At 52.1% G+C, this 13448-nt stretch carries 15 protein-coding genes; 7 read left to right on the forward strand and 8 right to left on the reverse strand.

The features are described from left to right. The first annotated feature begins 80 nt into the window (after nt 1-80). Complete coding sequence (gene rnr / locus DU002_RS03325; protein WP_114336945.1) at nt 81-2588, forward strand: ribonuclease R; 2508 nt, start codon at nt 81-83, stop codon at nt 2586-2588. Between the two features lie 31 nt (nt 2589-2619). Next, nucleotides 2620-3360, forward strand: coding sequence for a 23S rRNA (guanosine(2251)-2'-O)-methyltransferase RlmB (rlmB, locus tag DU002_RS03330; RefSeq protein ID WP_114336946.1), 741 nt, complete (start codon nt 2620-2622; stop codon nt 3358-3360). Between the two features lie 8 nt (nt 3361-3368). Here rlmB and DU002_RS03335 read toward each other — a convergent pair whose 3' ends face one another. Both DU002_RS03335 and DU002_RS03340 read right to left on the reverse strand, forming a co-directional pair. Further along, nucleotides 3369-3782, reverse strand: a complete 414-nt coding sequence (locus DU002_RS03335; protein ID WP_114337371.1) for an HIT domain-containing protein — start codon at nt 3780-3782, stop codon at nt 3369-3371. Between the two features lie 137 nt (nt 3783-3919). Further along, entirely contained in the window at nt 3920-5170 is a 1251-nt protein-coding gene (locus DU002_RS03340) for a cation:proton antiporter (RefSeq protein WP_114336947.1), read from the reverse strand. Between the two features lie 221 nt (nt 5171-5391). Between DU002_RS03340 and rpsF the strand changes: the two genes are divergently transcribed. From rpsF to DU002_RS03365, 5 genes are all read left to right on the forward strand, one after another. Beyond that, nucleotides 5392-5844: a 30S ribosomal protein S6 gene (rpsF, locus tag DU002_RS03345; RefSeq protein ID WP_114336948.1), complete on the forward strand. Its 453-nt coding sequence runs from the start codon at nt 5392-5394 to the stop codon at nt 5842-5844. Then, nucleotides 5844-6155: a primosomal replication protein N gene (gene priB / locus DU002_RS03350; RefSeq protein WP_114336949.1), complete on the forward strand. Its 312-nt coding sequence runs from the start codon at nt 5844-5846 to the stop codon at nt 6153-6155. The genes rpsF and priB overlap by 1 nt, the downstream gene beginning before the upstream one ends. Before the next feature lie 11 nt (nt 6156-6166). Then, entirely contained in the window at nt 6167-6394 is a 228-nt protein-coding gene (gene rpsR / locus DU002_RS03355) for a 30S ribosomal protein S18 (protein ID WP_114336950.1), read from the forward strand. Between the two features lie 38 nt (nt 6395-6432). Then, nucleotides 6433-6885, forward strand: a complete 453-nt coding sequence (gene rplI / locus DU002_RS03360) for a 50S ribosomal protein L9 (protein ID WP_114336951.1) — start codon at nt 6433-6435, stop codon at nt 6883-6885. Between the two features lie 244 nt (nt 6886-7129). Continuing rightward, nucleotides 7130-7528: a rhodanese-like domain-containing protein gene (locus tag DU002_RS03365; protein ID WP_114336952.1), complete on the forward strand. Its 399-nt coding sequence runs from the start codon at nt 7130-7132 to the stop codon at nt 7526-7528. A 113-nt stretch (nt 7529-7641) separates the two neighbouring features. On the opposite strand, the gene DU002_RS03370 is transcribed toward DU002_RS03365, so the two are convergent. From DU002_RS03370 to DU002_RS03395, 6 genes are all read right to left on the reverse strand, one after another. Next, nucleotides 7642-8598, reverse strand: coding sequence for a 2Fe-2S iron-sulfur cluster-binding protein (locus DU002_RS03370; RefSeq protein ID WP_114336953.1), 957 nt, complete (start codon nt 8596-8598; stop codon nt 7642-7644). Nucleotides 8599-8716: 118 nt separating this feature from the next. Next, nucleotides 8717-9139 (reverse strand): group I truncated hemoglobin, encoded by a 423-nt coding sequence (locus DU002_RS03375; RefSeq protein WP_233496406.1) that lies wholly within the window; start codon nt 9137-9139, stop codon nt 8717-8719. 10 nt (nt 9140-9149) lie between these two features. Beyond that, the gene (locus DU002_RS03380; RefSeq protein ID WP_114336955.1) at nt 9150-9470 is read right to left on the reverse strand and encodes a c-type cytochrome; all 321 of its coding nucleotides are present in this window, start codon (nt 9468-9470) and stop codon (nt 9150-9152) included. Nucleotides 9471-9480: 10 nt separating this feature from the next. Next, on the reverse strand, nt 9481-10044 hold the full coding sequence (locus DU002_RS03385) for a Tll0287-like domain-containing protein (RefSeq protein WP_114336956.1): 564 nt from the start codon (nt 10042-10044) through the stop codon (nt 9481-9483). A gap of 25 nt (nt 10045-10069) precedes the next feature. Beyond that, nucleotides 10070-11449, reverse strand: a complete 1380-nt coding sequence (locus DU002_RS03390) for a cytochrome c3 family protein (protein ID WP_114336957.1) — start codon at nt 11447-11449, stop codon at nt 10070-10072. Between the two features lie 10 nt (nt 11450-11459). After that, the gene (locus tag DU002_RS03395; protein ID WP_114336958.1) at nt 11460-13445 is read right to left on the reverse strand and encodes an FAD-dependent oxidoreductase; all 1986 of its coding nucleotides are present in this window, start codon (nt 13443-13445) and stop codon (nt 11460-11462) included. Nucleotides 13446-13448: the final 3 nt, after the last annotated feature.

Here is a 13448-nt window from a genome sequence, read left to right on the forward strand (position 1 = left end):
AATACATAGTGGAACTGTGATTCGGCGCTTGTTCACAGATCCGGTATACTGTGGGTAACTCCACACAGTAGGCAGTTTAAGTGAATAAACCGCATCAAGATCCGGAATTGGCCTCGGAACAGGCTAAATACGAAAATCCTATCCCTAGCCGCACCTATCTTCTTTCTCTGTTTGAAGCCAGCTCGGCTCCCCTCTCTTATGATGAAGTGAAGGCACAGTTGGATTTGCAGGGCGAGGATCAGAGTATCGCTTTGAAACGCCGTCTTCGAGCAATGGAACGAGATGGTCAGCTGGTGTTTAATCGCAGTAAAAAATATGCGCTGCCAGAACGACTGAACTTGATTAAAGGTACAGTGATCGCTCACCGCGAGGGGTTTGGTTTTGTCCGGCCAGAAACGGCCAGTGGCAAAGGAGAAGACCTGTTCCTGCATGACCGCCAGATGGCCACAGTGCTGCACGGCGATAAGGTGCTGGTACAAGAGGTCGGCACTGACCGAAAGGGGCGCAAAGAAGCCCGTGTGGTTCGTGTGGTGGAGGAGCGCAATCCGGAGATTGTCGGGCGTTACTTTGTGGAAAATGGCATGGGCTTTGTGGTGGCCGATGATACCCGTATTAATCAAGATATTCTGATCCCACCGGAAGATAAATTAGGCGCTCGGCATGGTCAGATCGTCGTTTGTCAGATCACAACTCGACCGACGCAACGTTTCAATGCCATGGGTAAGGTGATCGAGGTGCTGGGCGAGCATATGGCGCCGGGCATGGAGATCGAGATCGCCCTGCGCAACTATGATATCCCCCATGAGTGGCCGAAAGATGTTAAGCGGCAGATAAAAAAAGTGGGTGAAGAGGTACCGGAAGAGGCCAAGGGCGACCGAGTAGATCTGCGTGACTTACCGCTTGTTACCATTGATGGTGAAGATGCTCGCGACTTTGACGACGCCGTCTATTGTGAGAAAAAACGCTCCGGCGGTTGGCGCCTGTGGGTAGCCATTGCCGATGTTAGCTATTACGTGCGACCCGATACCGCATTGGATAACGAAGCGCAGAATCGTGGCAACTCAGTCTACTTTCCGAATCAGGTGATCCCCATGTTGCCTGAGAAGCTCTCCAATGGGCTTTGCTCTTTGAATCCGCAAGTCGATCGCCTCTGTATGGTGTGCGAGATGACGGTGAGTGCGAAGGGGCAGCTATCCGGATATAAGTTTTATGAAGCGGTCATGAATAGCCATGCTCGTTTCACCTACAACAAAGTTGCTGCCATTCTTGATGGCGATGAGAAACTGAATGAGCAGTACGCGACTCAGGTTCCTCACTTGCAAGAGTTGCATCGTCTGTATTGTGCTTTAAAAGGTGCGCGCCAGCAGCGTGGTGCCATCGAATTTGAAACAGTAGAAAGCCGTTTCATTTTTAATGCGCAGCGGAAAATTGAAGAGATAGTGCCGGTGGAGCGCAATGACGCCCACAAGATGATCGAAGAGTGCATGATCTTGGCAAATGTTGCCTCTGCCCGCTTTGTCGGTAAGCACAAAGAGCCAGCACTGTATCGCGTGCATCAATCTCCGGGGCAAGAACGGCTGCAGAACTTCCGGCGCTTTATTGGTGAGTTAGGTCTTAACTTGAGCGGTGATGATAAGCCTACACCGTCTGATTTCGGTGCCCTGGTCAGTCAGATTGAGGGGCGACCAGATCAGGAGTTGATCCAAACCATGTTGCTGCGCTCGATGCAGCAGGCTATCTATGATGCTGATAATGAAGGTCATTTTGGCCTAGCGTTGGCTGCATACAGTCACTTTACCTCGCCGATCCGCCGCTATCCGGATCTTCTACTCCATCGGGCGTTGAAGTATCTGGTGGCGAAAGAAACTCATGGCGATCAAAAGCAGCGCTGGACACCCACCGGCGGCTATCACTATCAGACCGAAGAGATGGATCTGTTTGGCCCTCAGTGCTCGATGACCGAGCGCCGTGCCGATGATGCGACCCGTGATGTTGATGCGTTTCTGAAATGTGAGTATATGCAGGATCACGTTGGTGACGAGTTGTTCGGTGTGATCTCGTCGGTGAACAGTTTTGGCTTCTTTGTGCGTTTGAATGATCTGTTGATCGATGGTTTGGTTCATGTCTCTACGTTGAAGAATGACTACTATCAGTTTGATCAGGTGCACCATCAGCTGATTGGTGAAAACAGCCATACACGTTATCGCCTCGGAGATACTGTTTGCGTCAAAGTGGTGGGGGTCAACCTTGAAGATCGTAAGATCGACTTTGAACTGGCGGGTGAAAACGCCACGGCGAATAAAGGACGTAGCGGCAGTGGTCGTAACTCCAGTGGTAAAGGGCGTGGCAAGAGTGGTGGCGCTGGACGGAATAAAGCGGGTGCCTCTCGTGGCAAAAGCGGCGGAAAAGCGGTCAGTGAGCGAGACAAGATGAAAGCCGGTATTGTTGCGCCATCGAAGAAAGGTAAAGCCGGAGGCCGCGGTAAGAAGGGTAAGAACTCTGGTATGTCTGCGGCGCAGCGCTCAGCCGCTGCTGCGCTTGGTGGCGGTAAAGCGAAGAAAAAACCAGCCAAGAAAAAGCGTAAATAGCTAACAACCAGATAATTAGAAGGTAATTTGGGTGAATCAGTCTGATCTTATATTTGGCATTCATGCCGTTGCGGCGGCGTTGAAGAAATCGCCAGAACAGTTTATTGAGCTTTACCTGTTAAAAGGTCGGCTAGATGAAAAACTGACTGAGATAGTTAATCTCGGTCAGCGCAACGGTATCTCGGTGCAACAGATGTCCCGTAAAGCGTTGGATGATAAAACGGCTGGTGCTACTCACCAAGGGGTCGTGGCACGTATTAAGCCCGCGCCTGCCCTCAATGAGCATGATCTGGATAAGATCCTTGAACGCACTGAACAGCCGTTTTTGTTGATCTTGGATGGCGTGACCGATCCGCACAATCTTGGCGCGTGTCTACGATGTGCAGATGCCGCCGGTGTGGATGCCGTGGTGGTGCCTCGGGATAAATCCGCCTCACTTAACGCTACCGTGCGTAAAGTCGCCTGTGGCGCTGCTGAGTCAGTACCGTTGGTGGCTGTCACCAACCTGGCTCGTACCATGCGACATCTGCAAGATGCGGGCGTGTGGATCGTAGGGACCGCTGGAGAAACGGACACCAACCTTTATCAAACCAAGTTGGTTGGGCCAATGGCGATTGCCATGGGCGCAGAAGGCAAAGGCTTGCGCCGTTTGACCAGGGAGCATTGCGATGAGCTGGTTAAGTTGCCGATGGCGGGGACAGTCAGCAGCCTAAATGTATCAGTGGCTGCGGGTATCTGTTTGTATGAGGTGGTGCGTCAGCGTCAATCTTAAGCTGTGCCTTAGGGCGCGGATAAGTTTAATTGATGTAAGAGCGCGGCGATAAACTCGTCGCGCTCTTTTTCGTTCCAGGGCTGTGCTTCGCCAGCGCCCCACACAGGTCCAGGCCAGGCTGCATCGGATTCAAAACGCGCCACCACATGCCAATGCAGTTGGGCCACGACGTTACCTAAACTGGCCACATTTATCTTTTTGCAACCGGTGAGTTTCTTCAGCGCGTTAGAGACCCGACAGCTCTCTTGTATGAGCTGTTGTTGTTGCGCTGCTGACAACTCGGTGACTTCGACCAGGCCTTGTTGACGGGGGATCAGTAGCAGCCAGGGAAAGCGTTGATCATTTTCCATGCGTAGCTGACAAAGCGGCAGGTCGATAATGAAAACAGAATCTTGCTCTAAGCATGGATCTAACTCAAACATGGTGGCTCTCTCATGATCAACTAACGGCACAATCGATTATGGGTCATCTCACCTCCTTGTTACAGCCGCTTTGTCTGAAAGCGCCATTTCATGCTCAAACATACCGTGAACTAACGGTTTTTCTGGCTGAGGGATGTTCACTTTTTCCGGTTTAAACCACTTTTACGCAGTAGCCATGGCATGCTGGGGGCTTGAACCAGCAAGGTAAAGATCACCACACCGTAAGCAATTGATTGGATGGTCCACCAGCCTTCAATCGAGGTGGGTAGTGAGAGAGCCAACACCAACGTTATGGCGCCGCGGAGGCCCCCCCAGTGCATAATGCGTTGCTCTTGTAGTGTTATTTTGGGGCCGCGTATCAGTCTGGCAATCGCCAGGCTGAATGGAATGCTCAATCCGCGAGCCAGCAAAATAGCGAAGATGCCAATCATCATCGCCAGGTAGCGTTCAGTGAACATATTTAGGGTGATCGTAATACCCATCAACAAAAACAGCAGGCCGTTGGCCAAGTAGCCAAGTAGCCCCCACAATTGGTGCAGGCGTTCATGGAGTGATGGCTGCTGCGTGCGGAAAGAGGCACCCTCGGTTTGTCGTTGGCTTAGATTCCCCACCAGCAGGCCACAGATCAGTACCGCCATCACGCCGGACACGTGCAACCACATCTCAGCTGCACTAAAGCTGCCGTATGCCAGCAGCAGGGTTAGCTGTGCCCGTTGCGGAAAACTGACTAGCTTGTGCATAATCCACACGCCAACAAGACCAATGACAGCGCCGATGGCTGCCCCACCGAGAAACACGCGGAGAAACTCAAGCAAGGCATCGCTTGCATTCATCTGGCTACCGCCACTGGCGATCAGCAATAGTACGGAGAACAAGACGATGGCGGTGGCATCATTAAATAGGCTTTCACCCTCAAGCATGATCGCTAAGCGCTCGGGCGCGCCCAATGACTTTAGTTGTGTGACGACAGCGACAGGATCTGTAGCGGCGAGTAGTACCCCTGCCAACAGTGCTGAGCTCCAGGGAAAGCCTTGCGGATGACCGATGGCGTAATACAGTGCAGCACCGATGACCGCGGTGGTCAGCAGTACCCCAATGATTGCCAGACTCATGATGGGTAGGAGTAGCCTTATCAGTGCCTGAGCATTGATGGCAAATGCTGCTTCAAAAATCAAAATCGGTAGAAAGACAAACACCACTAGGTGTTGAAAAGTGTCGGCACGAAGCCCCGTATCATAGCCAGCAAGCAATACTAACTCTGAGCCAATGAATCCAATAAATACTAACAGCAGAGTATGGGGCAGGCGTAACCATTGAGCGACAGGTTCTGAAAACAGGCTAGCAGCTAACAACATGATTAAGGCGATGATCATCTGCTCAATTGCCATAGCTGTTCCTTATTTCCTTCGGTTGTCTGCAAGTGACATAGAAGTAGACCTGTTAAGGCGGGATTTTTATTCGTTCTGCTACTAAAGATAGTCCTTGAGCGTGGCGATGAATTTCTGTACTATTCGCGTCCCTGAAATCAGCCATTTCATAAGTTCCTTGCCTCTATATCGGTGTGGCTGAGCCGAGGCCCAGAGGCTGTTAACCCGTAAGGAGCGTTTAAATGCGTCATTACGAAATCGTTTTTATGGTTCATCCGGACCAAAGCGAGCAAGTACCAGGCATGATCGAGCGTTATACTGGCGTGATCACTGCTGCAGGCGGTCAAGTACACCGTCTTGAAGATTGGGGTCGTCGTCAACTGGCTTACCCAATCGACAAGTTGCACAAAGCACACTACGTCCTGATGAACGTAGAAGCGACTGCTGAAAGCGTAGACGAGCTGGAAACAGCTTTCCGCTTCAACGACGCTGTGCTGCGCAACATGGTTATGAAAACCAAAAGCGCTGTTACTGAGCAGTCACCAATGGCTAAAGCACGTGACGAGCGTCCAGCCCGTCGTGACGACCGTGACGAACGTCCGGCTCGCCGCGAAGAAGCTGCGCCAGCTCCAGCTGCTGCACCAGCTCCGGCTGCTGAAGCCCCTGCGGCTGAAGAAGCGCCAAAAGCTGAGTAATGGACGCTGATAATCGTTTGGTGTTGACCGGAACGGTCGTAACGACACCGGCGATGAGCAGAAGTCCGGCTGGCGTTCCCCACTGCGAATTCGCACTGGAACATCAGTCTCAGCAGATGGAAGCGGATTTTCCACGTCGTGCTTGGTGTTACGTAACCGTTATCGCCAGCGGGCATGGAATTCAGCCCCAGACTGTAAATTTAACTAAGGGTAGTGTGGCTAATGTGACTGGCTTTATCAGCCATCATCGAACACCAAATGGTGTAGGAAAATTAGTATTACATGCCCAACAGATTGAAATGATTGCTTAGGAGATCGTGCCATGGCTCGTTTTTTCCGCCGCCGTAAATTCTGCCGCTTTAGCGCAGATGGCGTCACAGAAATTGATTACAAAGATATCCAGACACTCAAAGGTTACATCACTGAGAGTGGCAAAATCGTGCCTAGCCGTATTACCGGCACTAGCGCAAAGTACCAGCGTCAGCTGGCACGCGCTATTAAACGTGCACGTTACCTGGCTCTGCTGCCTTACAGCGATACGCATAAGTAAGGCCGGGCCTAACTCGGACCAATTGAAGAGGAAAGGTAATGCAAATTATTCTTCTTGATAAAATTGCTAACCTGGGTGGCTTGGGCGACCAAGTAACCGTTAAGGCTGGCTACGCACGTAACTACCTGATCCCTACCGGTAAGGCAGTTCCTGCAACTAAAGCTAACGTGGCTGTATTCGAAGAGCGTCGTAGTGAGTTGGAAGCTAAATTGGCTTCACAACAAGCGACTGCGCAGGCTCGTGCAGACAAGCTGAGCGCCTTGGAAGATGTGGTTATCGCATCTAAAGCTGGTGACGAAGGCAAACTGTTCGGTTCTATCGGTACTCGCGACATCGCTGACGCCATCTCCGCCGCTGGCGTTGATGTTGTTAAGAGCGAAGTTCGTCTGCCGCTGGGCACTATTCGCAACACTGGCGAATACGACATCGACGTTCAGGTTCACAGTGAAATCACTGCGACCGTTAAACTGAGTGTTGTTGCTGAAGCCTAAGTGCTGACTAGCAAGTTGTAGAAAGCACCGCCTCCGGGCGGTGTTTTTTTATCTCCGCCATCCTCATCGATCTTCATTCGCTCTAGTTTCTTGCTTTGATATTCATTTTTTCCCCTCTGTAATTTGAAACCGCTCCTCAGACAGTGTTGAATAGAGCTCATTCAGTTAGCAGGAAATCACTTTCGCTGAGACACGCGAAACAGCGCGTTTCCTGCATGGCTTTTAATTGTTGGGAGTATTAATCATGAAACGGATCCTTGTCGCTATATGTGCCTTATGGAGCAGTTGGGTAGCCGCTGGTGAAATTCAGCTTATTTCGCAACAGGAATGGTTAGCGTTAGCTGAGAATAACCCTCAGCAGATCCTGTTGGATGTACGTAGCGCGGAAGAGTATGCCGCCGGTCATATTCCTGGGGCGATAAATATCTCTTATGATGAGTTAGATAAGCGCTGGCAGGAGCTCGACGGTGAGCAACAAGAGTTGATTGTGGTTTATTGCCGCAGTGGCCGCCGGGCAGGGATCGCTGAAGCCTTATTGCAAGCCAAGGGGTTTACTCAACTGCGTCATCTGGAGGGCGACTTAATTGGCTGGAAAGCCGCTAACTTGCCTTTGGCCACGACAGAGCTGGCACAGGCTGAGTAGTGCTGTTTGGTGTTAGATGAACGGTTTCAGCTGGCCTATAAGCTATGTTTTATTGGTGGTTCGTGAGCTGAACGGCCAGAGTATTGGCCATTTAGCACGTTTGTTTTATTTCGTTAAGCAGCGGGCTGAAACAGATCGCACTGGATCGCTTGCATGCTCGCTCCTTTCAAAAAGCAGAGCTTCCGCAGCTTGTTGACGCGCTGCGGCGAGCCACAGAGAAAAACACGATAACCATTTAACGCATCATGCTGGCTGGCAATTAGCTGGTCGATAGTCTTCGCGTCGCTGGGGGTGTCTGTTTCAAGCAGGCTGACCTGGTAATGCAGGTTGTCATGGGCAGCCGCTAACGCTGCTATCTCCTCATGCAGGTAGAGGTTGTCGGCATTGCGGGCACCGGTATAGAGATGGATCGGGCCGCTATGCCCCTGTTTTAAAGCATCACGAGCAATTCCCCACAATGGCGCTAAGCCCGTGCCAATGCCTGCCAACAGCATAGGTTGAGCGGGGTCGCCAGCAGTGTAAAAGCAAAGGCCATTCGGGCCTTGTAGTTGTAGCTCATCGCCAACCTGAAGAGATTCCTGCATCCAGCCGCTAAAACGCCCTTCAGGTTGCACTCTAATATGAAATTCCAGGTGTTCTTCGAGAGCGGGAACACTGGCTAAGGAGTAACTCCTGATCGTTGATTCATCGCGCCAAAGGTTAACGTATTGCCCCGGTTTATAGTCGAGTTTGGCATGGAGCCGAAGGCGGATGACTTGGCCGGGAAGTTGGGTTTTTTCTACTACGGTGGCGGCAATCTTGCGGTCACCACTGTCCGGGAGCTGCACCGTCATATCGGTACTGGGATAGCACTGACAGGCAAGCAAGTGTTTGGTTTCAATTTCAGCTGTCGATAGACCTTTCTGAGCAGGGTGGGGAATGTGGCCGTCAGTGCACTGGACTAAGCAGCTTTGGCAAAGACCGGAGCGGCAGCTGTTGGGGATGTTTTTGTCAGCGGACAGCAGGGCTTCGAGTAGCGATTGGTCTGGGTTTATCTCTATTGTGGCGTCTTGAAATTGCACTTTAGCCATGGTGTCACCTGGGGTTATTCGTTGTATCAAAGGGCGTAATGTCGCTGACTCGGGAAGCCCTTCTCAATATACCGAGAAGGGGCTGCCCCGTGGTCACATGGTATAGCAACTAAGGTGCTTAACGATTGAGAACGTCATCGCGCACACTTTCAGCAATCGCCGCAACTTCTGCAATATCGCTGTCAGGTACGCCGAGCTCTTTTAGTGTTGCCCCCAGGTTTTCAACCACGGCATCGACATGGATGTCGCTGAGACCTTTCATACCAGCGTGAGCTGTACGTAAATCTTTGCCGTTGTAGTTCGCTGGTCCACCAAAAACCATGGTTAAAAATGCTTTTTGCTTTTTCGCCTGAGCATCCATATCGATACCGTCAAAATACTCACTGATGCGGTCATCCATCAGCACTTTGCGGTAAAAAATATCAACGGCAGCGTCAACGGCAGCTTCGCCACCTAAACGCTCATATAAACTCAGTTTTACTTCGGTTTCAGCTTCCATTTTTGGCTCCTTCTTGCCAAACAGGCTAGAAAATATTCCCATGATCTATCCCTTATTGAGATTGACTAATCATATAGTTAACGGCCTCTGCCACCTGAGTGTCGGTCAGGGACGTATTGCCACCGCGGGCAGGCATGGTGCCTTCCTCTCCTTCAAAGCCGTTTTGGGCGTGGCCGACCAGGGTATCTAGCCCTTTGGCGATCCGCGGTGCCCACGCAGCTTGATTACCTATAGGGGGCGCGCCTGCTATGCCATTTAGGTGACATACGGCGCAGGTTTGCTCCCATACCTGCTGGCCCGGCTCCGGACCCGATGGCTGACAGCCCATAACCAGCAGGGCTGGCAGCCAGATCAAATATCTGGCTGTTTGCATGGCGAACTCCTTAAATAGGTACGCGGATCACAACACCACCCATGACGTCACCCACCTTAAAGTCAGTGCGAGGGCTATCTTTGTGTTCGTTGTGGCAACTGGCGCATACCGGCGCCACTGCTACATCTGGATATACCGCAGTGAAATAGGTCACCCCACCCAGTGTCTCTTCGCCATAGTAGTTCTGTCCGGGATTATCGATGATGAACTGCAGTCCCGCTTTTTCGGCTTCTGTGACAGGCGAATTCTGGCTGTTGATGGGCCAAAGTGATTGCAATGAATAGCTAAACTTGTCGGTTTTGCCAGCCACGGTTTCTGCGCCAAATCGGAACATCTGAGCGGGCAGCGGTAGTGCTTTGTCATCCATAAAGTGTTCAGAGGCTTTAATCACCTGCTCTTGCTTGGCGAGGCGGCCCACTACTTTTTTAGTGTATACGGCACGATCTGAATCCATCACCAGATGCAGAGCATCGGTAAACTGCTGGGGTGAAATGCCGGCGCTTTTCTCTTCACCACAACCAGACAGCATGAGTGCTGCGGCAGTTGCTGATATTGCGAGTAGTTTGGTAGTCATTGTGCTTCTCTCCCGATGGTAGGTCTTATTTTTCAAGCCTGCCGACAGCCATATCGACGCTTTCGATATGAACTGCTGGTTGGCCGTTGAAATTGTTTTTAATCAGCTGCGGGTCGGCCAAGGCATCGAGCGAGAAGCTCAAACTATGGCAGCTCATGCAAACTGAACGGAGCATCTTTTCATTGGGTCTCAAATTATCGTTTTGGTTATGGTTGGCGATGACTTCATCGCCGATGGTAATTCTGGGTAAATGGCAGCTGGCGCAGCTCACGCCCGTTCCCTCGGCTGCGGTTCCGGCTTGTTCTGCTAACCAGGATTGAGCATGGGGAGATCCTTCATAGCTCTGGCTATGCTCGTCTGCGTGGCATCCTAAGCAGGACTCAACAGCGGCCTGCTGGATATTGAACTGATGGGGAGAGTGGCAGCTGTTACAGGTCAGCGTCAGGTGTCCTGCATCCTCTTGCATCGGCTGACGGGCCATGTTGGGCTGCATTGGTGTCAGCGAGGCGTTTAACCTTGGATCCATGCGCATGCCATGTTTTCCCTGAGTAAAAGCGGTTGTTTGCGCCTCATGGCAGCTCGCGCATTGCGCCATGCCGGGTTGCTCAATCCAGTTTTCCTGGCTGTCCTGATGGCAGCCTGCGCAATTTACCTGGCCGTTGCCATGGGCGCTGCCGTGCCAGTCGGCGATCAACTGCCCCTCTACTTGCCATTCTTGAGGGAAGTCCGGCGTCGGTGGTGTTACAGCTAAGCTTTGGTGTGCCTCTGGCGTAGCGTCGTCATCTGTTGCTTGTTGCATATCTAGAGCGGCGAGGGCTGCGATTTTCGCGTCGCCGCTGAGTAGAGGCAGTGAAGCACCTTGCTCTAGCCAGGGTGCTGCTGCATGTTTGACTAAGAAATCTTCGTACAGAGCCTTGTTGTCGTGATAGTTGTGGCAGCCAGCACTGGCACAGGTATCAAACCCCATCCCTTGGTGAGTTGGTCGCTCTTCGGCAATATCCTGATGGCACTCGTAGCAGAAGTCGCCGGGGAGCGTAACGCCCATCTCGCCGGTTCTTTCTTGTTGATGCTCGACATGGCAGGTGACACAGAAACGGGCATCGAGTTTCTCCAGCCGATCAGCGTTGCGTGGATCGGTAAATTTGCTGACCGGATGGCTGTCATTGGCGACTTCTAGCTCTTCGCCATGGCAGCTAATGCAGGCGTTCTGCAGATCTTTTTCGCTGCTGAAGCCATCGCCATGGCAGCTGCTACAGGCTAATTCGATTTGGTAGTGACCATGGCTGGCTTCGCCTATCAGCAACAGCTCTTTGTCGGCACTGGCGAACATCACGTAGCCCAGATAGGCTGCGGCCGCAATGCTCATTGCTATCCAACTACTCCAAGCGAGCTTCTTTACTGCCATCACTGCGCCCCTAGAAGTAATAAACCGATAACACGTGGAAGGTCAGCAGCACTGGCAAAGGCCAGAACGCAAGAATGTGGCCCCATAGCCAAATCTTCTGCCAGCGGCGACTGCCGCTGAGCGAGAGCTTGTGGCTGATTGCGCTATGGATCGCTGCACCGCAACCAATGGTTAGTAGTGCTAAAAAGCTGATCATTAGCCATCGATTCAGGTTGCTACCCAAACTTAATCCGGTGTGAATAAGCAACGTACTGACTGTTAATGCGCCTACCACTGTATGTACTAGGCGCCAGTGTTCGAAATTCATCAGGGTGAATTTTTTAATTCGTTTTCGCAGGCTTAATAGGGCGGCAGCGACTGACAACCCCAAAATGGTGAAGCCACTGACTTGTTTCCAGGTGCCATCGCGCCACAGTTGCTCCAACCACCACCCCTGTTGCACCGACTCGCTAATTGGTGATGGGAACAGGGTAAACAGACTAGCGCCAATGATGCACAACAAGCTGAGCAGTGCCAGTGACCTTGACCAGCGCACAGGCTCTAAAGGTTGTTGACTGCCACAGACTTCTTGTAACAGCGGTTTACAGCTGCCACACACAGTACCGGCACCGGTCTTATTCGACAGCGCTTGTATGTTTTGGCAGCCGGTATTCACACAATCAACCAGCTGGCCTTTGCTGATATTCATGCAGTTGCAAACGATCGCTTCCGCTGGCCAAGCTTGAATGCTGAGATCGTCGTTGTCTGGCCAGATGTTGCCGTAACGTTTGAAACGCCATTGTTGCCAGATGGAGAGCGGTCGCTTCTGTCTGACATGCTCCTGTATTCGCCTAACTTCGGACCAGGGGCCGACACTGATGGCGCCGACTAAGCGACCTTTGTGTACCACTATCTTGCGATAATGCTCATTGTCCTGAAATACCAGTTCCTGTTGCGCAATACGTTTCGGTAGTTGGGTGACCTCACCCATACTGAAAACCTCTTCGCCAACCACCTTAAGGGCGGTGACATTGAGGGAGCCGACGTACTGCCCACGCTGATGTGCGATATGTTCCGCCGCGACAGCAGCTTGTTCGTAGCCAGGTGCGACTAAGCCATAGGTGACACCGCCATGCTCCGCACACTCACCGACGGCGTAGATGTTGGGATCTTCAGTCTGCAGTTGATCGTTGACGCGGATACCGTGACCGACCGGCAGATGTGCGGCAAGCGCGAGCTCCCTGTTCGGCGTGATCCCTGCGGCCACAATCACTGTGTCAGCTGTTAACTCTGTGCCATCGCGCAGTACTATCTGTTCAACTCGTTCTACGCCGCGGATCTCGCGCACGCCATTTCCGGTAAGTACGTCGATCCCGGATTGTTCTATCGACTGCTGCAGGTAGCTTCCACCCAGCTTATCCAGTTGCCGGTTCATCAAGGTTTCACCCTGTTGAACAACGGTGACGCGGGTATTGCCCCATTGCATCGCTTTGGCAGCCTCTAAGCCGAGCAAACCGCCGCCGATGACGACGACATGACGAGCACGGGCTGTGCGTGCCATCAATGCTTGGGCATCATTGAGGTTCCGAAAGGTATAGACACCTTTCAGTTCGGTGCCAGCAATTTTCGGTATATGGGGGTGAGAGCCCACCGCAAGTATGAGCTTGCTGTAATGATGCCATTGTCCGTGAACGTCTTTGACCTGTTGGTTCGTTCGGTCTATTTCGAGGATCGGACAATTGAGGTGTTGGGTCTGATGATGATCATTGCCCTGGCGACGAAATCGCTCCAAAGAGATTTCGTCGAGGCCTAGCTCACCAGCGAGTAAAGAGGAGAGCTTAATTCGGTCGTATGGTTGCCATGGTTCACCACCAAACAGTGTCAGCGGTTGTGTCGGCATGCGTTGGCGAAGCTCTTGGGCAGCACGAATTCCCACCGGGCCGGTTCCCACGACGATAATGGGGTGGCTGTTGGGAATCGCTTCTTTTGCTGTCTGTACGCACATCGCAGATGTCATTTG

Source organism: Corallincola holothuriorum (assembly GCF_003336225.1).
Lineage (GTDB): Bacteria > Pseudomonadota > Gammaproteobacteria > Enterobacterales > Neiellaceae > Corallincola > Corallincola holothuriorum.